The organism is Acinetobacter sp. UBA3132 (assembly GCF_002364825.1).
GTDB classification, from domain to species: domain Bacteria; phylum Pseudomonadota; class Gammaproteobacteria; order Pseudomonadales; family Moraxellaceae; genus Acinetobacter; species Acinetobacter schindleri.
In genome coordinates, this window is record NZ_DEZM01000175.1 from 401 (window position 1) to 23,810 (window position 23,410).

Consider the following 23,410-nt stretch of genomic DNA (forward strand, 5'->3'; position numbering starts at 1 on the left):
CGGTACCAATACCACCCAGATTAAAACTACCGAATTGCAGGGCAAAGTCACCCGTACCTAAAATAATGGTCACAGCCGCAACCATCAGATTTTTGTTTTGTGAGAAGTCGACTTTATTTTCAATCCAGATTTTTGCACCGGCAATGGTGATCAAACCAAAGACTACAATCGAAGCACCAGTCAGAATCGCAGTTGGAATGGTATGAATGATTGCACCAAACTTCGGTGATAAACCCAGGAACACAGCAAACACACCGGCTACGGCAAAGATAATGGTGGAGTAGACACGAGTCACAGCCATCACACCGATGTTTTCACCATACGTGGTCATCCCCGGAGCACCGACACCACCTGCTAACGTAGTCGCAACACCATCCGCAACAAAGGCTTTACCAATATGCGGATCCAGGTTTTCTCCAGTCATTGCGCCGACTGCTTTAATATGCCCGAGGTTTTCAGCGACCAGAATCAAGGCAATCGGTGCAATAATCAGCATGGCATTCAATTCAAAAGTCGGCGCATGGAAGGTCGGTAAACCAAACCAGGCAGCCTGCTGAATTGGCAGGAAATTAATTGCAGTGCCATAACCCATGACATTGCTAAGTACGAAATAGATCAGATACGCTAACAATAGACCGACTAATAATAATAGACGTTGCAGTAAGCCACGAGTGAATACGGCAATTGAACCCATACACAATACTGTGACCAAAGACATCCACATATTAAAAGTATTGCCCATCACGCTTTTTACAGTCACAGGAGCCAGGTTCAAGCCAATAATCATGACCACCGCACCAGTGACGACTGGTGGCATCAGTTTTTCAATCCAGCGGGTCCCTGTTGCCATGACCAGAAAACCCATCAAGGCATAGAAGATACCACAGGCAATAATCCCGCCTGCTGCAACGCCAATATTCGGATTGAGGCCAGCACCACCGGCATAACCGGTTGCCGCAATCACCACACCAATGAAGGCAAAGCTTGAACCTAAATAACTTGGAACTCGACCACCTGTCATTATAAAGAACAGAATGGTACAGATCCCTGACATTAAGATTGCCAGGTTTGGATCAAAGCCCATTAAAAACGGTGCCAGTACAGTGGCACCAAACATTGCAAAAGCGTGTTGTACACCCAGAATTACAGTTTGTGCGGGTGGTAAATACTCTGCGGTACCTACTGGTCGTGCATCGATACTGCCCTCATAAGGGCGCCATTTGGGAAACCAACTGGACATAAAATGAGCACTCAAAAGATAAATTGAGCACATCATACTCTTGTTCTTTCGAAGATTTAATTACCAAAACAAAATTTTTGTTCAAATTAATTCTATGACTTTATTTGAGATTTTACCGTGTGGTAAAAGTAAAGTGGTTTAAAAATAAAGTGAAATCAGTAGATTAATTCATCAGCTACTTCTTGGGATGATCTATAAATAAATCTAATGTGATATATAAAAGAAAGCTTTTTTGGCTATTGACTGATCAATAAAAAAGCACATCATGGAAATGTGCTTCTTCATGATTAAAAATTACTTAGCCCGTATTACGTAAACCAGCGGCAATTCCGGCAATACTTACCATTAAGGCATGATCTACCGGAGTGTGTTCAGCATTTTGCTCTGCCAGATACAGACGACGGCGTTTCATCAGTTCGGCCTGTAACAAGTGCAGCGGCAGTAAATAGGGCTTACGCACACGCATTGATTGATCCAGCACATCGTTACTGGTCAGCAGTTTTGATTCACCTTTTAAGGTCAGCAGCGTTTGTACCGCATCTTTCAGGCGTTGACGCAGTTCCTCACCCAATACTTTCAGGTCGGGATCATGAGTCAAGTGTGACTCATAATACAATGCCACATCACCATCTGCTTTGGACAGGACCATTTCCAGCATATCAATCAGGGTCTGGAAATATGGCCACTGCGCTAGCATTTCATCGAGTGTGGCACGTTGACCCTGATCCAGTACCTCATTTAATGCAGCACCCGTACCGAGCCAGGCAGGTAGCATCAAACGGATCTGGGTCCAGGCAAAGACCCATGGAATTGCACGTAAAGATTCAATCCCGCCACTGACTTTACGTTTCGCTGGACGTGAACCTAAGGGCAGCATTTGCAGTTCCAGTTCTGGGGTGACGGTACGCAGGTATTTTACAAAGTGGGGATTTTCACGGACTGTCTGGCGATAGACCTGTACCGATAAATCGGTCATCTGATGCATCAGGTCACGCCATTCTGTTTTCGGCACAGGGGGCGGCAATAGCGTTGCTTCCAGTGTTGCCGCAGTATAGATCTCCAGGTTTTGTAGCGCGATGCCTTCCAGACCGAACTTGAAGCGGATCATCTCACCCTGTTCAGTGACACGAATCGCACCTGAGATCGAGCCGGGTGGTTGTGAGAACAGGGCCTGTTGTGTTGGAGCACCCCCTCGGCTGATTGAACCGCCACGGCCGTGGAACAGCGTCAGCTGGATACCATGCTGTTTTGCAACAGCCGTTAGTTCCTCTTGGGCACGGTATTGCGCCCAGTTGGCAGACATAAAACCGGCATCCTTGGCTGAATCTGAATAGCCAATCATGACTTCATGCTTGCCCTGAATATGCTGTTTATACCAGTGCATATTGAACAGGGTCGACATGGTGCTGGCTGCGCCGTCGAGATCTTTCAACGTTTCAAAGAGAGGCACTACACGTAAAGCCTGCTTGATGCCTGCTTCTTTTTGCAATAATAAAACCGCCAGTACATCACTTGGATATTCCGCCATCGAAATGATATAGGCACCGAGTGATTCACTTGGCTGTTCTGCCAGCGTACGCATGGTCGCGAAGACTTCCTGCACATCCGGATGCTCAATCAGGCTGCCGGCCGGTTCATTGAGGTATTTTGGTAATAACGGACGCTTGCTTTGCAGTTCCTGTAATAAGAAATTTTGACGTGCCTGTTCAGTCCAGGTTTCAAAATTACCTAAACCAAGATACTCCGTAATCGCAGAGATCGCCTGACGGTGACGGCCAGATTCCTGACGGATATCCAGTTTCAGCAATTCAATGCCGAAACTGTTCACACGGTAAATAAAGTCCAGCAGTTTGCCATTGGCAATTTCTGGCAGATTGCACGCTAGCAGCGAGCGATAGCACAGCAATAAAGGCTGTAATAACTCATCTTTGGTTTTAATTACCTGGCTGTCATCGGCATCATTGCCATGCAGTTTTTCTGCCAGCCAGTGACGTGTTGCTTTCAGGCGTTCACGGGTGTCACGGAGATATTCACGATAAGGTTCCGGATGTGAGCTGCCCAGCGCCTGTTGCAGTTCTTCACTGCATTGCTGGATCGACAGTTCCCAGCGCAGATCTTCAATATCACGTAAATACAGATCAGCAGCTTTCCAGCGTGACAGCCACAGTACTTCCTGAGTAATGTGATGAGTTACATTCGGGTTACCGTCACGGTCACCCCCCATCCAGGAGGCAAAACGTACTGGCGCCACACTGAGCGGTAATGACTGACCGCACTGTTCCTGTACCATGCCATCCAGTTCTCGGATGAATTTTGGTACTGCATTCCATAAGGTCTGTTCAATGGTAGTAAAGCCCCATTTGGCTTCATCGACTGGTGTCGGACGATGCTGACGGATTTCATCAGTCTGCCAGGCAGACGTGATTAGCTGTTTCAGTTCGGCCAAAACGGCTTGGCGTTCACGAGGGGTAAGTTTCTGCTGGTCGCATTTGGACAGACAGTCATTGATACCATCATATTTTTGAATCAGGGTACGGCGGCTGACTTCAGTTGGATGCGCAGTCAGTACCAGTTCAATTTTCAGTTCGCAGATCTGCTGATATAGGCTTTCAGCGGAAATTTCCTGCTGTTTAAATTTTTCAAATAGGGGAACCAGGGGATTTGGCGATTCGGCAGTTTCATCAAATTCGCTTTGACGGCGACGACGGACCACGTGATATTGCTCGGCAATATTGGCAAAGTTCAGGAAGTGGGTAAAGGCGCGGGTAAGCGGAAGGATTTCATCATCTTCCAGACTGAGAAATAGCTGTTCGAGTTGTTTTTCTGCTTCTAGCTGGCCGTCGCGAGCACCTTTGGAAAGCGCCCGAATCTGTTCCACCTGATTAAACAAATCCTGCCCCGCATGTAGCTTTAAGGTTTCACCGAGCAGATTGCCCAGTAAACGTACGTCTTCGCGTAGTGGTGCATCAATTTGTTGAGCCATTTTTATATTCCCTCTGTTGCATTTCCTGACTATACCGCGCCTGGAAAGCATTCCAAGCCCGTTACAGACAAAAGTCGGACACGACCTGCCTATAAAATAGCAAGGTGAATGCCAATTTGTATGAATCTAATTACAAATTGGCATTTTAGGCGGCATAGCGCAATAAGAAAATATGAATAGCGTCCTGAATAATTATTTGCTGTTGTTCTAAGGCAGGTACGGGAAACACACCCAGCAGAACTTTCTGATGCCGGTTACCAAATAGCAGTGAGAGCATCAGTTCAGTTTGACGCAATGGATCATCTTGCTGAATAAAATGATAGCTCTGGGCCAGATGAAAGAACTCTTGCCAGAGCTGGCTCAATCGCAGATGTGAGGCATTAAAAAATTGTTGGGTTAAAGGGCTTTGCTCAGAAGCCAGTTCCATCAGCAGTAAATCCAGTTTAATCGCTTCCGGCAGATTGACCATATTCATCGACAATATACAGGCCTCATGCAACGCATCACGAAAATTGCTCTCGGCATGCAGCAGTGTCGTTGGACTGGCTGGAATCAGATGCTCGCAGGTATCTTCAATCGCGCAGGTAAACAGTGTGGCTTTGTCCTGAAAATGGTTATATACCGTCAGCTTGGTCACGCCCGCAGTCTGCGCAATCTGGTTCATACTGGAACCATGATAGCCATGCTGCAAAAACAGGTGTTTGGCCGCATCCAGAATCCGCCGGCGCTTTTCGATATCTTTAGGACGTCCTACGGGAATTTGCACATTTTTTTCCAAAAAAATAAAAATGGTCATTGTTTTATGGGGGTAATTCTAATTAGTGTACCGCATGGTATATTAATTAAAAAATAACCAGTTCACTATAGCGCAGTCTATCGACCAGAAAAATCATTATTTGATAAGAGCAGACAACATGAGCACGATTCAGTACGTCCTGACCGGCATGATTATAGCTTGCAGTGTGACATTAGGGGGATGCAGCAAAAACAATGCGGCAACAGAACAGGAAGTTCCCTTTGTCATGGTGACTCAGCCGAATACCTCCTATTTAGAACAGAAAAGCTATGCCGGGGATGTACAGGCACGTCAGCAAACGCCACTGGCGTTTCGGGTCGCTGGTCAGATCACCCAGCGTTATGTCGATGTCGGGGATCAGGTTCGGGTAGGGCAAGTACTGGCAAGCTTAGATGTCAAGGATGCGGAACTGCAGTTAAACGCAGCGCGTGCCCAACTGGAAAGTGCCCAGTCTGCAGCCAAAATTGCGGAAGATGAACTGAACCGTTTTAAACAGTTACTACCGACCAATGCGGTCAGCCGCTCGCAATATGATGCAGTCGAGAATCAATATAAGGCCGCTCTATCTAATCTGAAACAGGCCCAGTCCAATTATGATGTCAGCCGTAACCAGACGGGGTATAACCGCTTAATTGCCAATAAAAATGGCGTGGTTACTGCACGTCATATTGAAGTCGGTCAGGTCGTGGCAGCAGGGCAGGCAGCCTTTGAAATTGCGCTCTCCGGAGATCGTGAAGTGGTGATTGGGGTACCGGAACAGGCGGTGAGCGAAATTAAAGTGGGTCAGCCCGCTTGGGTTACCCTCTGGTCGAAAAAAGATGAAAAATTCAGTGCTTATGTGCGTGAGATTTCTCCGGCTGCAGATCAGTCCCGGACTTTTACGGTTCGGGTAGCATTACGTGAAGGCCAGAAGTCAATTCAGCTCGGACAAAGTGCCCGTGTATTCTTTATCAAAACTCAGGACAATGCTCTGAGCGTACCCTTATCCAGTGTCTCTGCGACGGATGGTCAGGCTTATGTGATGGTCGTTAAGCCGGACTCTACCGTGCGTAAGATCCCGGTACAGATTGGGGCTTATGGCCGTGATTCTGTGCCTGTGCTGAGTGGCCTCAAAGCAGATGATTATGTAGTGATTGGAGGCATTCACCTGCTCCGGGATCAGCAAAAGATCCGTCCGATTGACCGTCAGAACCGTAGTGTAACTATACGGGCTGGAGGTTAAACATGAATTTTAACCTTTCCGAATGGGCCCTGAAAAATAAGGGTTTGGTGCTGTATTTCATGATTCTGCTGGGTCTGGTCGGCATCATGTCCTATTCCAAACTGTCACAGAGTGAAGATCCGCCTTTTACCTTTAAGGTGATGGTGGTACAGACCTACTGGCCGGGGGCCAGTGCACAGGAAGTTTCCTTGCAGGTCACGGACCGGATTGAAAAGGAACTGATGACCACGGGACAATATGACCGCATCATGGCTTATTCCCGTCCAGGTGAATCGCTGGTGACCTTTGTGGCCAAGGATTCGCTGCGATCCAGAGAAGTTCCTGATGTCTGGTATAACGTCCGTAAGAAAATTAATGATATCCGGCATGAACTGCCACAAGGCGTGCAAGGTCCGTTCTTTAACGATGAATTTGGCGATACCTTCGGCAATATCTATGTGTTGAAAGGCAAAGATTTTGACTATGCCACACTAAAAGAATATGCCGACCGTCTGCAACTACAATTGCAGCGTGTCAAAGATGTTGCCAAAGTTGAGCTGATTGGCCTGCAAGATCAGAAAATCTGGATTGAGATTTCTAATACCAAAGCTGCACAGCTGGGGATTCCAGTCACTGCCATTCAGCAATCGCTACAACAGCAAAATGCCATGAGCAATGCCGGTTTCTTTGAAACCGACACAGACCGGATTCAGGTTCGGGTCAGCGGTGCATTGCAGACTGTAGAAGAGCTACAGCAGATGCCACTCTATGTGAATGGTAAAACCATCCAGCTCGGCGATGTCGCAGAGGTCTATCGCGGCTTTACCGATCCCGCCCAGCCACGCATGCGTTTTATGGGGGAAAACGGCATTGGTATTGCGGTATCGATGCGTAAGGGTGGGGACATCATTGCCTTGGGTAAACATCTGGAACAGGAATTTGCCCGCCTGCAGAAATCCCTGCCTCTGGGGATGGACCTGCAAAAAGTATCGGATCAACCGGTGGCGGTAAAGCGCAGTATCAACGAGTTTATGAAGGTGCTGGCGGAAGCGGTGATTATCGTGCTTCTGGTCAGCTTCTTCTCCCTCGGTTTCCGTCCTGGGCTGGTGGTGGCTTTTTCAATTCCTTTGGTACTGGCGATGACCTTTGCCGGGATGCAGCTATTTGATGTCGGTCTGCACAAGATTTCCTTAGGTGCCTTGATTCTGGCACTTGGCCTGCTGGTTGATGATGCCATTATTGCCATTGAGATGATGGCGATCAAAATGGAACAGGGCTATAGCCGGCTGGAAGCTGCCGGGCATGCCTGGCGTACCACGGCATTTCCGATGTTGACCGGAACCCTGATTACGGCAGCTGGCTTCCTGCCAATTGCGACTGCTGCATCTAGTACCGGGGAATATACCCGTTCCATCTTTCAGGTGGTGACCCTTGCCTTGCTGGTGTCATGGATCGCTGCGGTGCTGTTTGTTCCTTATCTGGGGGATAAACTCCTGCCGGATTTTAATAGAGATCTGATCCAGAAAGCCCCTTGGTATCAGCGTTTATGGGCACGTCTGCGCAAGCAGCCTGAACCACAGCCGATTGTGCATCCAGGGGAGCATCATGATCCTTATCAAACCCGGTTCTATCAGGGTTTTAGACGCTGGGTAAATACCTGTGTCACTTATCGCAAGACCGTGATTGCGTTGACTGTAGGAATTTTTGTCCTGTCGATCATCATGTTTAAATTCGTACCGCAACAGTTCTTTCCACCATCGAATCGAGCAGAAATTCTGGTCGATCTGAAACTGGAAGAGGGGGCTTCACTGAAAGCCACCGAAGCTGCCGTGAAAAAAGTCGAAGCTTTCCTGTCCAAACAGGAGGGGATTGATAATTATGTCGTTTACGTCGGCACCGGCTCACCGCGTTTTTACTTACCACTTGATCAGCAATTGCCTCAAACCAGCTTTGCCCAATTTGTGGTGCTGGCCTCTTCCCTGGAAGATCGCAATGAAATCCGTGAATCTTTAAGCAAGCAGATTCGTCTGCTGTTACCTGAAGTACGTACCCGTGTATCTTTGCTGGAAAATGGTCCACCGGTCGGTTATCCACTCCAGTTCCGGGTTTCTGGTGAAGATCTAGGATTAGTTCGTACCTGGGCACAAAAAGTCGCTGCCAAGGTAGCCGAAAACCAGAATACCACCAATGTACATCTAGACTGGGGCGAGCCAAGCAAAGTAATCAAATTAGACATTGATCAGGACCGTGCTCGCCAGATGGGGGTGAGCAGTAGTGATCTGGCCAATTTCCTGAACAGCTCCATTGCAGGCGCGGGACTGGATCAGTTCCGGGAAAAACGTGAGCTGATTGAAATCCGTCTGCGTGGTGAGCAGGCTGAACGTGTCGATGTGGCATCTTTAAGCAGCCTGGCGGTACCCACTGCACATGGTAACTCTGTGCCCTTGGCGCAGATTGCCAGTATTGAATACAGCTTTGAAGAGGGACTAATCTGGCATCGTAACCGTTTGCCGACGATTACCGTACGTGCGGATATCCGCAGCAATTTACAACCAGCCACCGTGGTCAATCAGCTTGCTCCTGTCTTGGAGAGCATTAAAGCTCAATTACCAAGTGGCTACTTGATTGAGGTAGGCGGAACCGTAGAGGAATCAGCACGTGGTCAGACATCTGTGAATGCCGGTATGCCATTGTTCCTGGCAGTAGTTCTGACCCTGCTGATGATCCAGCTGAGAAGTATATCACGGACCTTTATTGTGTTCCTGACCGCGCCACTGGGTATCATTGGCGTGGTACTCTTTCTGTTATTGTTCAATAAACCGTTTGGTTTCGTCGCCATGCTGGGTACGATTGCACTCTCAGGCATGATCATGCGTAATTCCCTGATTCTGATTGATCAGATTGAACAGGATATTCAGGCAGGGGAATCACAGTGGGATGCCATCATCAATGCCACGGTACGCCGTTGCCGTCCAATTGTATTGACTGCCCTGGCTGCTGTACTGGCCATGATTCCACTTTCACGTAGCATTTTCTTCGGTCCAATGGCAGTTGCCATCATGGGCGGACTGATTGTGGCAACACTGTTAACCCTGTTTTTCCTGCCGGCCTTGTATGCGCAATGGTTTAAGGTAAAGAAAACTTCGCAATCGGTCTAAAACTGTCTTAAAATCAGGTGCGAAATATTAAATTTTTTAATATAGTAGTGCCTGATAATTTTACAATTTTAAAAAATGCGAAGTTGCCGTTTTTCCAGTGTTGCAGAAACGGACAACGAGGTTGAAAGAGACATGAATCAAAAAAGTTTAACTCAAATGCGGCGCTCTGTAGCCATTGCATATGTGTTCATGTTTTTAGCCTCTTTTACCGTGATTTTTGGAATTTTTTCTTATTGGTTAGCACGCAAAGTCGCTCAGGTCGACTATGCAGAAGTCTGGCTACAGGCACAAGCGCTGTGGATCATGCGTAATGTGGTGATCTATACCATGCTGGCTGTTTTTGCAGCCCTCTGGTTTATTCCACTCTTTTTCCATGCCTGGGACAGTATGTTATGGGTGAAAGCCTGCACGGTCGCTGGCGTCGTATTCAGCTTTATTGCGTTTATTTTCATGATTAATGCCTGGTTCAAGGGCGTGTCCAAATTCTATCAAAGCAAAGCTGTCTTCTAGGCTTTCGATTTTTTTTCAGATTCCCCCTTGTAAAAACTGGTTTGACCCCCAATTTCAGACCACAGTTAAGTATTAAATAAAATTCCGTGAGGAGCATCGCCAGACATGGCTAAACGTGATTATTATGAGGTTTTGGGTGTTGCTAAAACCGCTAGTGATGATGAGATTAAAAAAGCCTACCGTAAGTTGGCGATGAAATATCATCCAGACCGCAACCCTGACAATCCAGAAGCTGAAGAGAAATTTAAAGAAGCTTCAGAAGCTTATGAAGTGCTGTCTGATAGCGAGAAACGCAGCATGTACGACCGCATGGGCCATCAAGCCTTTGAAGGTGGTATGGGCGGCGGCGGCTTCGGCGGTGGTTTTAGCGCAGAAGATATTTTCAGCCAGTTCGGTGACATCTTTGGTGGGGCATTTGGTGGCAGTCGTCAGCAACAACGTGCGCGCCGTGGTTCTGACTTACGTTATGTCATGGAACTGAGCCTGGAAGAAGCAGTCAAAGGCGTCAAGAAAACTATTACCTTCACTGCGCCTGCACCATGTGATGCCTGTGATGGTAAAGGTTCCAAAAATCCGAATGATGTGGAAACTTGTCCGACCTGTCATGGTGCGGGCCAGGTACGTATGCAGCAGGGCTTCTTCTCTGTACAGCAAACCTGTAGCACCTGTCGTGGTCAAGGCAAGATCATCAAGAATCCATGTAATAAATGTCATGGTTCGGGCGTATCTGATCGTCAGCAAACCCTGGAAGTTACCATTCCAGCCGGTGTGGACAATGGCGACCGCGTACGTTTAACCGGTAAAGGTGAAGCGATCCGTGATGGTCAATCAGGCGATCTGTACGTAGAAGTGGTGGTGCGTGAGCACGAGATCTTCCAGCGTGATGGTGCTGACCTGTATATGGATGTGCCTGTTTCAATTGCTGATGCTGCATTGGGTAAAGAGATTGAAATCCCAACCCTGGATGGCCGTGTCAGCCTGAAAATCCCGGAAGGTACGCAAACCGGTAAATTATTCCGTTTACGTGGTAAGGGTGTAAAACCTGTTCGTACCAGCATGACTGGTGACCTGTTATGCCGGATTGTGGTTGAAACACCGGTAAACCTGACTGCACGTCAGCGTGAATTGTTGAAAGAGCTGCAAGCATCAATGGATGGGGAAGGTAGCCAATCTTCACCGAAGAAAAAATCATTCTTCGATCGTCTGTTTGACTAATTGAATGAGAATAGAAAAGGACGCTCAGGCGTCCTTTTTTATATCTCAGCTTTACAGTTCACCGCTTCTTAAAAAGAAAAAATTGGTATCTTCCTCAGGTTTCTGTATAAGTTCACTACTCAGTAAAGCTTCTGTCTTACTTTATATTCCTGTGGCTTGAACTTATTCTGTTATTTCAACAAAGCTAACATAAATGATACTGATCTCATCTTTTGCAATTTGCTGAAGTAGCTAAACTGATTATAAGAATAAAGAAGTTGATCACGCATAATTTTTTTAAAATTTAAGGTAACCGAGATGATAAAAGTAAATATTGGTATTTCAGCCGAAGACAGAGCGGAAATTGTAGAAGGTCTATCCAGACTACTTGCCGATAGCTACACCTTATATTTAATGACCCATAACTTTCACTGGAATGTCACCGGCCCGCAATTTAATACTTTACATAACATGTTCATGCAGCAGTATACCGAACAGTGGAATGCTTTAGACATTATTGCAGAACGGATCCGTTCTTTGGGCTTTCCGACACCAGGAACCTATCAACAGTTTGCAAAACTGACTTCTATTGAAGAAATTGAAGGTGTACCTAAAGCGGAGGAAATGATTCGCTTACTGGTCAATGCCCATGAGACGGTTGCCCGTACCCCAAGAAGCATGTTTGATATTGTAGACAAGGCAAATGACCAGCCAACTGCAGATATCCTGACTCAACGTCTGAATGTGCACGAGAAAACAGCCTGGATGTTAAGAAGCCTGTTAGAAGAGTAAATCTTTCAGATATACAAAGCTGAATTTTTATTTTCCTATTTTCAAGGTATTGCTCTCATACAACTGGCCCATGGTGATCCTATGGGCTTTTTATATTTTTTAATCCTGAGCTCATCGTGTATTCAGGAAAAATAGCTTGCCCAATATTTTATAGAAAGCCGACTCTTTAGAATTTAATTAAACACTTCCCCTGCATATCAAAAACGCTCATGACCTTCTTTAATTCTTTTCATTGATTTTTATGCGATCAATCTTAGTGTTAGGAGCGAGTTTTGCTATAGTAAGAACAATTTCGAATCAATATCAGGACTATGTTATGTCAGCGACACCACGCATTGGAATTTTAGGGGCAGGCGGCCGTATGGGACGCATCCTTATTCAGGCAGTGAAAGAAGCCGGCTATCAATTGGGCGCAGCAGTTGAACGCCCAGAAAGTACCTTAATTGGTACAGATGCAGGTGAAATGGCAGGTATTGGTGCAGTTGACGTAAAAGTTGTTGGTAGCCTTGAAGAAGTGGTGAAAGACTGTGATGTTGTCATTGACTTCACTGCACCTGCAGCCACTGTACATCACCTTAAAGTGTGCCGTGAAAATGGCGTGGCCATCGTGATTGGTACCACGGGTCTCAACGACGAACAAAAAGCTTACCTCGATGAATCTGCAACTGAAACCCCTGTAGTTTACGCTGCCAACTATTCAGTGGGTGTAAACGTGTCAATTAAACTACTAGAGCTCGCATCTAAAGTTTTTGGTGATACCGTTGATATTGAAGTGATTGAAGCGCACCATCGTCATAAAGTGGATGCACCATCAGGCACAGCACTGATGTGGGGTGAAGCAATTGCAGATGCACTTGGCCGTGATCTGAAAAAAGATGCAGTCTATCACCGTGAAGGCCATACAGGTCCACGTGAGCGTCAAAGTATCGGCTTCCAAACGATTCGTGGTGGTGATATTGTGGGTGAGCATACAGCGATGTTTATTGCCGATGGCGAACGCGTTGAGATTACCCATAAAGCCACTAACCGCATGAACTTCGCTTCAGGTGCAGTACGTGCCGCAGCTTGGGTAGTTGGTCGCGAGGCGCGTAAATATGACATGAAAGATGTACTTGGTTTTAACGATATTCAAGTTTAAATTTTCGTCAAAATCATTTATAAGTATAAGAATAACTAAAACTAAAATAAGACGACAATGGAATGAAAAAAGTCATACTCATGATCTGTGCTGTGGCATTTGCCGCCGCAGCACAGCCTAAATCTGTACCAAATGCCAAACTCAGTATTAATAAAAATAATATCAAGGTCTGGACCTATCAAGACAAGAACAATCCGGTTTTTCTGTATAAAGCTGAAACGACCTATGATGTACCGATCGAACAGGCAGTGCACCTGATTATTGATGTCGATAATGCAGTGAAATGGGTGCCTTATATGGGCAATGTGAAGCTACTCTCCCGGGATGACAAAAAGGGCGATTTCACCTTGTATATGGTGCTGGATTTTCCATTTCCGCTGAAAGACCGGGACTTAGTGGTACAAGGGAAAATGATCCGTGAAGCCAATGGCCAGATCACGATTAAGAACAAAGCCATTCAAAAGGGCTATCCACTGAATCCGGATTATGTACGCTTGACCCATTATGAAGGTGATTGGACTTTTAACCGTTTAGGCGAGAAAAAGGTCAAGGTCTCTACTTATGGTTATGCCAATCCTGAAGGCTCTATCCCGCTGACTTTTGTAAATATGTTTGTACAGCAGCAGCCTTATCAGATGTTGCAAAAAATGAAGCTGGAACTGAATAAATCCTCGACAGTTCCGGTATTGCCAGAAGCACTGCGTTAGTCAGTCATAAAAAAAGCCCGCTTGATGCGGACTTTTTATGGCAAGGGCTTTTAGCTACAGGATGCAACATCCACAGTTTGTGGTGCAGCGATCTTCATTTGCAGTAAAACCAGTAACAATGCCAATGCACTCAGACCAGCGCCAGCAAAGGAAACTGCACTGTAGCTCAAACCAAGATTCAGCACAGCAGCCCCGGCAATCGCACCAACAGCATTGCCCAGATTAAAGGCACCAATATTGACTGAAGAGGCGAGTCCCGGTGCTTCATGTGCGACAGACATGACCCGCATTTGCAGTGGCGGTACTACAGCAAATGCTGCAGCGCCCCAGATAATTAAAGCCAGTGCTGCACCAATGGCAGTCGTAGCCAAAATCGGGAAGAGCAACATCATCAGCATCAAGAGTAACAGGAAGCCAATCAGGGTTTTATCCAGTGACAGGTCTGCAAATTTGCCACCCAGATGATTACCAATGGAAAAGCCTACTCCAATCAGAACCAGCATCAGGGTAATCAAGGTCGGTGAAGCTTGAGTAAAACTTTGCAAGCTTGGTGCAATATAGGTGTAGAGCGCAAACATGGCACCGGCACTCATGACGGTCGTCAGCAAGGCAAGGACGACAGGCAATCGGGTCAGGACTTTAAGTTCTCTACGGACATCCGGTTTTTGACTGCTTTGGCCTTCGGGTAGTGCTTTCCAGAGAGAGAACATGGTGAGCAGACCAAGTAGAGAAATTCCACAAAAAGCCATGCGCCAGCCGATATGTTGACCAACCCAGGTCGCCAAGGGCACACCACCGATATTGGCAATGGTCAGCCCCATAAACATCATCGCAACGGCACTGGCCTGTTTATCTTTGGGAACTACACTGGCGGCCACGACTGAGCCTATGCCAAAGAAAGCCCCATGATTTAAGCTGGTAATCAGTCGTGCACCCATCAGCCCGAGATAGTTCGGAGCAAGCATCGCCAGTAAATTGCCAATCGTAAAGATCGCCATAAGCAAGATCAGCGATTTACGTTTGGAATAGCGACTGAGCCATAAGGTCATTAGCGGTGCACCTATCATCACACCGAGCGCATAAGCGCTGATGAGCATACCGGCACGCGGAATCGAGATGTCCAGATCCCGGGCAATTTCCGGTAAAAAGCCCATGGGAGAAAATTCAGTGGTACCAATGGCAAAGGCACCTACAGCCAAAGCCAATAAGGGAAAGTTAATTTTCATTCGTGTGCTTAATCCCAGATTGGTGCTAACTGTTCTGGATCAACTTCACGACCATTACGTTCCACCGTATTGATCAGTGCCATTTCTTCTTGAGTCAGCTGGATATCCTGTGCAGCCAGATTAGCCAGTAGATGTTCACGCTTGGTAGAAGAGGGAATCACAGCAAAGCCTTTTTGTAAGGCCCAGGCCAGGGCAATTTGTGCAGTTGAAGCCTGATGATGTTGTGCAGCAATCTCTTGCAGGACTGGATCATTCAAGACTTTGCCATAAGCCAAGGTCATATAAGACGTTACATCAATATTCTGTGATTGCAAAAAATCGACCAGTTTTTGGTTTTGCAGATAAGGACTCAATTCAATCTGGTTGGTCGCAATATGTTCCAGCCCAATACTGTCAATTGCTTGCTGGGTTAACTCGATATTAAAGTTGGAAATACCGATATGTTCAGTCAGTCCTTGCTGTTTGGCTTCCAGCAGACTTTGCATCAGTTCAGGAATGTGAGTGCCGAGTTTCGGCGCTGGCCAGTGGACTAGGGTTAGGTTGACTGTGTCGGTGTGTAACTTTTGCAAGCTTTCTTTGAGGCTTGGAATCAGTTTGTCTGGCGCGTAGTTATCTGTCCAGATTTTCGTAGTGATAAACAGCTCATTGCGGTTGACTTGGCTTTCAGCAATTGCCTGACCAACTTCAGCTTCATTGGCATAGATCTGTGCAGTATCTACAGCACGATAGCCAACTTCTAATGCGGTTTTTACTGAGTCAATCACGGCCTGTCCAGAGAGACGAAAGGTGCCTACACCCATTTGTGGAACAATTTTCATAAATTCAATCTTGCTTATTTTTGATGTGAAGTATTTTGCGATTTTTATTGTTGCTAAAAAATAGTCTAATTTGCAAAATATTATTGACTAGAAATCAAAAAAAGGATGCAGGATGAAATCGACCATTGAGGAACTACAAGCCTTTGTCACTATCGTAGACAATGGTTCGATTATCAGAGCGGCAGAGCGGTTGGGGCAGACAACTTCAGGCATCAGTCGGGCATTGCAGCGTCTGGAAAATAAGTTGAATGTCACTTTATTGGAACGCACGACACGTAAACTGAAATTGACCCAGGAAGGGCAATTATTTCTAGAAAAATCACGCAAGATTCTGAATGACCTGGCAGAAGCTGAAGATGCCTTGCTGAAATCAGATATCGATACTGCAGGCTTGATCCGGGTTGATTCAGCCACACCTTTTGTCCTGCATGTGATTGTGCCACTGATCCAGGAATTTATGCAGCAATATCCCAATATTGAGATTGAGCTGAATAATCATGATCAGGTGATTGATCTTCTGGAGCATAAAACCGATGTGGCCATCCGTTTTGGTGAGTTACAGGATTCCAGTCTGCATGCCCGATTGTTATGTCGCAGCCGCCTTTATATTGTTGCAAGTCCTGATTATGTACAACAGAAGGGTGTTCCTCGATCTGTTGAAGACTTATCTCAACATACACTATTGGGCTTTAGCCATCCAACCCATCTAAATACCTGGCCGATTCAGCTAAATGATAGACATATTACGGTCGAACCCAAGATCAAAGCGTCTAATGGGGAAACTATTCGTCAATTAGCTTTACATGGAGTGGGGATCACCTGCCTATCGCGCTTTCTGGTGCAGGAAGATTTGCAGGCAGGACGTTTACAGGCGCTGTTTGAAGATCAGATTGAATTGCAGTATCAGAATATTCATGCAGTCTATTATCGACAGGAACATTTACCGAAACGGGTACATTTATTTATCGAGTTTCTAGCCACTAAATTGGCGAAATATCTCTAAAAGTTTATTGATACAATAAAAATCTGCCCGACTCTTGCAGTGGGGCAGATGAGTGTATTCAAATCAACAATTTAAAAATCTGCTTTCAACACGATCCGGTAACGGGCTTTGCCTGAGTGAAGACGTTCAATCGCTGTATTGATATCTGACATTGGAAATAATTCAATTTGTGGCGCAATATTTTTACGCGCAGCAAATTTCAGTAACTGACGTAAAGCTGCTGGAGAACCTGTCGGTGAACCAGTCACGGATTTGGCACCGCCAATTAATGAGCCAGCCGAAATCTGCATCGGCTCTAAAGGTAAGCCCAGCATATGCACGGTACCATTCGGTGCCAGTGTCGCCAGATAAGCCTGCCAGTCCAACGTGACATTCACGGTACTGAGCAGCAGATCGAATTTACCACGCAGTTTTTTAATCGCTGCCGGATCACGGCTGTTCACCACATGATCCGCACCCATCGCTTTCAGCTCATCGGTTTTATCCAGGTTGGAGGTAAAAGCAGTAACCTCACAGCCCCAAGCTTTGAGCAATTTAATGGCGATATGCCCTAAACCACCAATGCCAATCACACCGACATGGTGAATGGCCTGAATTTGATGTTTCAGAATCGGATCAAATACGGTAATACCACCACAGAGCAGGGGACCGGCACTGGTCGGATCCAGATCTTCTGGTAAAGGAATTGCCCATTGCCAGCCAGCCCGGACTTTATCGGCAAAACCGCCGGCATGACTAACAATTGTGGCCACCTGACCCCCAGTACACATGACCTGTTGACCTGAAATACACGGGTCACAATACTGACAACTTTCTGCTGTCCAGCCAATACCGACACGCTGACCGACCTTTAAACCTTTGGCTTCCGCACCCAGTTGTGTGATTGTGCCAATAATTTCATGGCCGGCTACAACAGGATAGACTGAAGATCCCCAGTCGTTATTGAGCACTGAAATATCGGAATGGCACAGACCACAATATTCAACTTTGACTTCGACCTGATGTGGCTGAAGTTCACCTGCATCAAATTGATAAGGCTCTAGTACTGCACCTGCAGACATCGCGGCATAGGCTTGAATGGTATTATTAGACATGGGCTCAGCTCTTATTTGAATGAGAGGATCTTGTTTTTAAAGTGACAGTGATTTTCATGGTCATCGACCATGCCCACTGCCTGCATAAAGGCATAACAAATCGTTGGACCAACAAATCTGAAACCAGCTTTTTTCAAGGCTTTGGACATGTGCTGACTTTCAGCAGTCTGTGCCGGAGCCTGCCGATAATTTGCCACATCATTATTTAAACGTGGCTGCCGGGCAAAAGACCATAACCATTCGACTACATCATGATCTTGAGATTTCAGCTGTTGCCAGGCCCGGGCATTATCCCGAATGGCTGTCAGTTTACCGATATGCCGGATCAGACTAGCATCTTGCAGTTTTGCTGTGAGTTGCTCATCTGTAAAGGCAGCAATGGTTGCAATAGAATATTGAAAGAAATGTTCACGGTATGCTTCACGCTTTTTCAGGACCGTGATCCAGGCCAATCCTGCTTGCTGTCCTTCCAGACACAGCATTTCAAACAGACGCTGTTCAACCAGAACAACCTGACCCCATTCCTGGTCGTGATATTGAATATAAAGAGGATTATCGGAGCACCAGCCACAGCGTTGAATGGTCATGTAATGCTCCTTACATTTATAGTTTAAACATGGTCCATTGATCTTGCTGGTTATCCCAGTAAGATAACTCTGCCTGCTCCAGATCACTAAACTGGATCCAGGCGTCTTTGCCGCTCTTATCGGTATAACCGGTACTGATCAGAAGTGCATCTTCGGTGATTTCCATAATCCAGCCCTGATAAGTCTGGTCATTGAGCACGATTTTTTGTTGATTGCCTGACTCAGCAAATTCTACCAGACGGTTGATCAACGCTTCTGACATGTACATTTCCTAAAATTAACGTAAATATGGATAAGGATTTACTGCACCACGGCCTTTACCCTGCAGATAAAGCCCATAATGCAGGTGAGGCGCAGTATGCTGTGCATTACCGCTATTGCCAACATAGCCAATCACCTGACCTTTTTTGACATAGTCCCCGACACTCAAGCCGCGCTTATGCCCGTCGAGATGCGCATAATAATGCCAGGTTCCACCCGGGCCGAGTATCCAGATCACTTTACCACCCAAATTGTTATTGCGTAAGTCTGCAATCATGCCCTCCGTCGCACTCAGAACCTTGGTTCCACGTGGAGCCATAATGTCGATACCCTCATGCAGGCGGCCACTGCTGCGGGAAGCGCCCCAGGTATCCTTGAGCTGATGTCTCTTGATGTTATCTACCGGGATCGGCAGCCGGGAGGGCATTGATGTATTCCTCAGTTGCTGCACCAGAATCGGATTCAGTACTGCAGAACCCGACTGTTTAGGAGTAGAGCTACATGCTGCCAATAGCAGCATTAAAACAGAAATAATGGCAAAACGAATATTGTGCTGCAAAGCATCCTTCCTTGTGCGCCCGCATCAAGTTCAAAATTATTAAGTTAAAAATCTCGTATTTCTAAATATGTCACAGTTGAGTTGCAGAGATCAATTTTTTCATTGCTGTGGGGATGCCGGCCTGAACTGCCGCGGTTGGCTCCAGCCAGATACCGTTCAGTTCAATGGCTAAATGTTCTTGCAGATCAGCATCAATAGCAAATACCAGACCTTCCAGCTGCCAGGTAAAATGGGTAAAACTATGCGAAATTTCGACTTTTTGTATGAACTGTTTTAAGCCTAGACTTTGTTTTAATACATCCAGTTCATGTACTTCTTCAATAATCGGCAAGCACCACAGACCACCCCAAAGTCCAGTATTAGGACGTTGCTGCCACAGCCATTGATCACCACATTGTAAGATCAGTACCTGGGCAGATTTCACCGGTACTGGTTTTTTAGCTTTTTTAAAAGGCAGCTCGTTTTCTAAGCCTTGCTGATGTGCCTGGCAATGCTGTTGCATCGGACAATACAGACACAGCGGTTTCCTGGGGGTACAAACTGTGGCTCCCAGATCCATAATTGCCTGGGTATAGTCATGATTACGTTCGTTAGGACATAGCTCTTCAGCCAGTTGCCACATGGCACGTTCATGAATGGGCTTAGACAGATCATCTTCAATGGCAAAGAAACGTGACAAAACCCGTTTGACATTACCATCCATAATCACGCCATATTTACGTAGCCCTAAAGACATCAATGCACCAGCCGTCGAGCGGCCAATACCCGGCAGGGCAATCCATTCTTCCAGGGTTTCAGGAAAATGACCTTGCTTAGCTACAATTCCAGCTGCTTTATGCAGATTACGTGCCCGGGCATAATAGCCAAGACCAGCCCAGTAGGGGGCAACCTCATCCCAAGTCGCGGTTCCCAAGTCCTGAACCGTAGGAAAGCGTGCAATAAAACGGTCAAAGTACTGTAATACCGTTTTGACCTGAGTCTGCTGCAGCATAATTTCAGAGACCCAGACTTTGTAGGGATCATCTGCTACCTGCCACGGCAAGTCATGCCGGCCATGAACATCAAACCATTCTAAAAGCGCATCTGAAAATACAAACATGAATACTGGACAGGGCAGGGAAACAGAAAGGCATTATAGCGGATTCAGCTAAAGGAATCGGTGAAAAGTGTATCAAGGTAAACAGGCAGATCAGGCCATAAAAAAGTGAATGATCCGAAGTTCATTCACTCTGGTAAAACTTGAGCTAAAAACTGAATTTAGTCTTCAATTCCCCAACGGGCATCCAGTTTCAGCACTTTGCCTTCATAACGTGGAATAAGGTGAATATGCAGGTGTTCAGACTTTGTCTTGAATACCTCACCATCATTAAAACCTACATGGAAGCCAGATGGCTGATAACGTAAATTCAGTTCATTACGTGCCTGTTCCAGCAAAAACATCAAGCTTTTACGTTCCTTATCGGTAATTTCAAAAAAAGAAGCCACATGACGCAGTGGAACGATTACACTATGCCCTTGGGACAATGAATTCGATTCAGGCAACACCACACCAAAGTCATTTTTGGCAATGACATCATATTCGTCATAGTTGCAGTATGGACAGTTGTTCTCAGCCATTTCATTCTCCTTATTTCTTCTTGAATAATCATTTTTGCACTAATCCGCTCCCTCTCAGAGTGGAATAGCACAAATATTCTTTACGCCAGGCGACGTGCCAGCAGGGCATACATTGCCTCAAGGCTCTGTTTTTCTGCTTCAGCATTGTAACCAAGGTCTACACCATTGGCTTTGGCCCGTTCATCGGCAAGCGGGTTGCTAAAGCCATGTTTGGCATCTTTGAAGATGATCACGTCGTATTTCACATTGGCGGCCTGCATTTCCTTACGGAAACTTTCAACATCATCCAGTGAAACCATGCTGTCCTGTTCACCGTGCAAGACAAGAATTTCAGCCTGAACCTGACCTTCTTGAGCAGGTGCTTTGGGTGACAGATTGGCATGGAAAGTTACTACTGCCTGCAATGAGGCATTAGAACGCGCCAGATCGAGTACAACTTTACCGCCATAACAGAAACCGATTGCTGCCAGTTTATCTGCATCAACTTCATCTTGTGCAGCGAGGGTATTCAGGGCAGCCGTAGCACGGTTCACAATCGTATCGGGATCTTCAAAAGTCTGCATCATCCATTCATAGGCTTGATTCGATGCCGTGGTGACTTTTTTATCGCCATACATATCAATCGCCAGGGCAGCATAGCCGTGTTCAGCCAGTTCACGGGCACGCTGTTCGGTATAGTCATTACGCCCCCACCATTCAGGTGCCACAATCACGCCTGGAACAGGCGTATCAGATTCGGGCGCTGCAAAATAACCGATTAACTGGCTGCCATCCTGCGCCGTATATTGAATCTCACGTGTCTTTATTGCTGCCATGGAAGTTCCTCTATTGTTGTTCAGTATTTTGATGAAAGCATAAACATAGCAAAAGCCAAACAGATGTCACAGGATTACAGCAGATTAATTTGTTCTTTTTAGTCAAAAAAAGGAGATATGCCCAGATATCTCCTTTTTGATTATTTCATGACTTCAATCAGTTCAATATCGAAGATCAGGGTGCTATTCGGTTCAATCACATCACCTGAACCAATTTGCCCATAAGCAAGTTCTGCGGGTATAAAGAAACGGTATTTGGCACCAGGTTTCATCAGTTGCAGACCTTCGGTCCATCCCATAATCACCTGACTGGTCTTGAATACGACCGGCTGATTACGTGCAATTGAACTGTCAAATACAGTACCATCAATCAGACGACCTTCATAATGTACTTTGACATTACTGTTCGCATTTGGCGATTTTCCTTTGCCATCTTGCAGGATCTGATATTGAAGTCCTGATTTAGTCGTTTTAATCTCTGGTTTTTTGGCATTTTCAGCCAGGAATTCACGGCCAATTTTGGCATTTTCTTCAGCTGTTTTCTTGAGCTCAATTAACTCGCGAGCATCGGCCTGACGCTTGTATTGCATCAGAACCTTGGCCATTTCTTCTTCAGTCAAGCTGGCTTTTTGCCCTGACGCTGCGGCTTTCAGTCCAGCACTAAATGCATCCAGATTGATGCCTTTTAATGAATCGGCATTATTGCGACCCATAAGATAGCCAAAGCTGTAACCCACCTGTTCTGCTTCTGTACTTTTGGTGGTGATATCTTTGGCGTATAGGCTACCGGAACATAACAGCAGGGCAGCAAGACTAATTTGTATTTTCATTCTAGTTTCTCAAAAACAAGGGAGAGCATATTGCTCTCCCTAAACCGTATTATTTTACTTCGATGAGTTCAACATCAAAAATCAAGGTGCTGTTCGGCGGGATGGTACCTGGAACGCCTTGCTGACCATAACCGAGCTGAGATGGGATATAGAAGGTGGCTTTACCGCCTTCTTTCATCAGCTGTAGACCTTCAGTCCAGCCTGGAATGACCTGATTCAGTGGGAATTCGATTGGTTCACCACGTTCTACTGAACTGTCAAATACTGTACCGTCAACCAGCTTGCCAGTATAGTGAACTTTGACCATAGAATCTGCAGCAGGTGATTTTCCTATACCTTCTTTGGTTACCAGGTATTGCAGGCCTGAAGCGGTGGTCTTGACGCCAGGTTTTTTCCCATTTTCAGTCAGGAAAGAATCACTTGAAGCCTGGGCCTTTTTAGCATCATCAAGCTGCTTTTGCTGCATATCCTTCTGGAACTGCTCATAAGCTGCCTGTAGCTCTTCTTCATTATAGGCTGCCTCATTACGGGCATGGCCATCACGAACACCAGTAATGAAGCTATTGATATCCAGCTCTGGTGGAGTTTGATGTGCGACTTCATAACCGAGAGCATAGCTGATCTTAGAAACTGCAGATGCATCTTTAGATGCCTTAGAAGTTTGATTTACCGGATGTTGAGTTGCATAGTAAACAGGAACGAGCGCAGCACCGCCTAGAAGAACAGCGACAGCAATCGGTAAGGCCTTACTCATGTATTATTCCAATATGATGTTATCGTTAATGTTCGTTCCATCTTAGCAGAAATTTTTAAGAAATCTTGCAGAATGGGTGGTTTTTTAGCAAGCAAACATCGCCGTTTGGTAGAGTTTTATAAAATAA

Annotated in this window: 21 protein-coding genes and 1 pseudogene; 8 read left to right on the forward strand and 14 right to left on the reverse strand. The window is 46.1% G+C overall.

Features of this window, described 5'->3' with window-relative positions; translation table 11 throughout:
- The 3 genes from B4033_RS09385 to B4033_RS09395 all read right to left on the reverse strand — a co-directional run.
- A partial coding sequence (locus B4033_RS09385; protein ID WP_286833398.1) for a solute carrier family 23 protein occupies window positions 1-1,240 on the reverse strand: 1,240 nt, incomplete at its 3' end.
- A 298-nt stretch (window positions 1,241-1,538) separates the two neighbouring features.
- Window positions 1,539-4,223 carry a phosphoenolpyruvate carboxylase gene (gene ppc / locus B4033_RS09390; protein ID WP_048882615.1) on the reverse strand — a complete coding sequence of 895 codons (2,685 nt, stop codon included), beginning with the start codon at window positions 4,221-4,223 and terminating at the stop codon, window positions 1,539-1,541.
- Between the two features lie 145 nt (window positions 4,224-4,368).
- Window positions 4,369-4,989: a TetR/AcrR family transcriptional regulator gene (locus B4033_RS09395; RefSeq protein ID WP_286833401.1), complete on the reverse strand. Its 621-nt coding sequence runs from the start codon at window positions 4,987-4,989 to the stop codon at window positions 4,369-4,371.
- A 148-nt stretch (window positions 4,990-5,137) separates the two neighbouring features.
- Here B4033_RS09395 and B4033_RS09400 point away from each other — a divergent pair, with 148 nt between their 5' ends.
- The 7 genes from B4033_RS09400 to B4033_RS09430 all read left to right on the forward strand — a co-directional run bounded on the left by B4033_RS09400 (window position 5,138) and on the right by B4033_RS09430 (window position 13,719).
- Entirely contained in the window at window positions 5,138-6,241 is a 1,104-nt protein-coding gene (locus B4033_RS09400; protein WP_286833403.1) for an efflux RND transporter periplasmic adaptor subunit, read from the forward strand.
- A gap of 2 nt (window positions 6,242-6,243) precedes the next feature.
- The gene (locus tag B4033_RS09405) at window positions 6,244-9,378 is read left to right on the forward strand and encodes an efflux RND transporter permease subunit (RefSeq protein WP_286833405.1); all 3,135 of its coding nucleotides are present in this window, start codon (window positions 6,244-6,246) and stop codon (window positions 9,376-9,378) included.
- A gap of 132 nt (window positions 9,379-9,510) precedes the next feature.
- Window positions 9,511-9,888: a hypothetical protein gene (locus tag B4033_RS09410; protein ID WP_004814094.1), complete on the forward strand. Its 378-nt coding sequence runs from the start codon at window positions 9,511-9,513 to the stop codon at window positions 9,886-9,888.
- A 105-nt stretch (window positions 9,889-9,993) separates the two neighbouring features.
- Complete coding sequence (gene dnaJ, locus B4033_RS09415; RefSeq protein ID WP_286833408.1) at window positions 9,994-11,103, forward strand: molecular chaperone DnaJ; 1,110 nt, start codon at window positions 9,994-9,996, stop codon at window positions 11,101-11,103.
- A gap of 297 nt (window positions 11,104-11,400) precedes the next feature.
- The gene (locus tag B4033_RS09420; RefSeq protein ID WP_286833410.1) at window positions 11,401-11,874 is read left to right on the forward strand and encodes a Dps family protein; all 474 of its coding nucleotides are present in this window, start codon (window positions 11,401-11,403) and stop codon (window positions 11,872-11,874) included.
- 316 nt (window positions 11,875-12,190) lie between these two features.
- Window positions 12,191-13,012 (forward strand): 4-hydroxy-tetrahydrodipicolinate reductase, encoded by an 822-nt coding sequence (gene dapB, locus B4033_RS09425; protein ID WP_004895886.1) that lies wholly within the window; start codon window positions 12,191-12,193, stop codon window positions 13,010-13,012.
- Window positions 13,013-13,074: 62 nt separating this feature from the next.
- Window positions 13,075-13,719 carry a hypothetical protein gene (locus B4033_RS09430; protein ID WP_034592976.1) on the forward strand — a complete coding sequence of 215 codons (645 nt, stop codon included), beginning with the start codon at window positions 13,075-13,077 and terminating at the stop codon, window positions 13,717-13,719.
- A gap of 50 nt (window positions 13,720-13,769) precedes the next feature.
- Here the strand turns inward: B4033_RS09430 and B4033_RS09435 are convergent, their stop codons facing one another.
- Entirely contained in the window at window positions 13,770-14,945 is a 1,176-nt protein-coding gene (locus B4033_RS09435) for an MFS transporter (RefSeq protein WP_163168935.1), read from the reverse strand.
- An 8-nt stretch (window positions 14,946-14,953) separates the two neighbouring features.
- Entirely contained in the window at window positions 14,954-15,763 is an 810-nt protein-coding gene (gene dkgB / locus B4033_RS09440) for a 2,5-didehydrogluconate reductase DkgB (RefSeq protein ID WP_286833416.1), read from the reverse strand.
- A 112-nt stretch (window positions 15,764-15,875) separates the two neighbouring features.
- Between dkgB and B4033_RS09445 the strand changes: the two genes are divergently transcribed.
- Window positions 15,876-16,766 carry a LysR family transcriptional regulator gene (locus B4033_RS09445; protein ID WP_286833418.1) on the forward strand — a complete coding sequence of 297 codons (891 nt, stop codon included), beginning with the start codon at window positions 15,876-15,878 and terminating at the stop codon, window positions 16,764-16,766.
- 71 nt (window positions 16,767-16,837) lie between these two features.
- On the opposite strand, the gene ahr is transcribed toward B4033_RS09445, so the two are convergent.
- From ahr to B4033_RS09490, 9 genes and pseudogenes are all read right to left on the reverse strand, one after another.
- Window positions 16,838-17,860, reverse strand: a complete 1,023-nt coding sequence (gene ahr / locus B4033_RS09450; protein ID WP_286833421.1) for an NADPH-dependent aldehyde reductase Ahr — start codon at window positions 17,858-17,860, stop codon at window positions 16,838-16,840.
- Between the two features lie 11 nt (window positions 17,861-17,871).
- Complete coding sequence (locus tag B4033_RS09455) at window positions 17,872-18,447, reverse strand: DNA-3-methyladenine glycosylase I (protein ID WP_286833422.1); 576 nt, start codon at window positions 18,445-18,447, stop codon at window positions 17,872-17,874.
- A 16-nt stretch (window positions 18,448-18,463) separates the two neighbouring features.
- Window positions 18,464-18,709, reverse strand: coding sequence for a hypothetical protein (locus B4033_RS09460; protein WP_286833424.1), 246 nt, complete (start codon window positions 18,707-18,709; stop codon window positions 18,464-18,466).
- A gap of 15 nt (window positions 18,710-18,724) precedes the next feature.
- Entirely contained in the window at window positions 18,725-19,228 is a 504-nt protein-coding gene (locus B4033_RS09465; protein WP_286833461.1) for a M23 family metallopeptidase, read from the reverse strand.
- Window positions 19,229-19,337: 109 nt separating this feature from the next.
- Entirely contained in the window at window positions 19,338-20,366 is a 1,029-nt protein-coding gene (gene mutY, locus B4033_RS09470; RefSeq protein WP_286833426.1) for an A/G-specific adenine glycosylase, read from the reverse strand.
- Window positions 20,367-20,524: 158 nt separating this feature from the next.
- Window positions 20,525-20,893, reverse strand: a pseudogene (locus tag B4033_RS09475) (HIT family protein); the annotation flags it as partial.
- A gap of 71 nt (window positions 20,894-20,964) precedes the next feature.
- A complete protein-coding gene (locus B4033_RS09480; RefSeq protein ID WP_286833428.1) occupies window positions 20,965-21,699 on the reverse strand; it encodes a dienelactone hydrolase family protein in 735 nt (244 codons plus the stop codon).
- 140 nt (window positions 21,700-21,839) lie between these two features.
- The gene (locus B4033_RS09485) at window positions 21,840-22,529 is read right to left on the reverse strand and encodes an FKBP-type peptidyl-prolyl cis-trans isomerase (RefSeq protein WP_286833430.1); all 690 of its coding nucleotides are present in this window, start codon (window positions 22,527-22,529) and stop codon (window positions 21,840-21,842) included.
- A 49-nt stretch (window positions 22,530-22,578) separates the two neighbouring features.
- Entirely contained in the window at window positions 22,579-23,283 is a 705-nt protein-coding gene (locus B4033_RS09490; protein WP_286833432.1) for an FKBP-type peptidyl-prolyl cis-trans isomerase, read from the reverse strand.
- Window positions 23,284-23,410 lie beyond the last annotated feature (127 nt).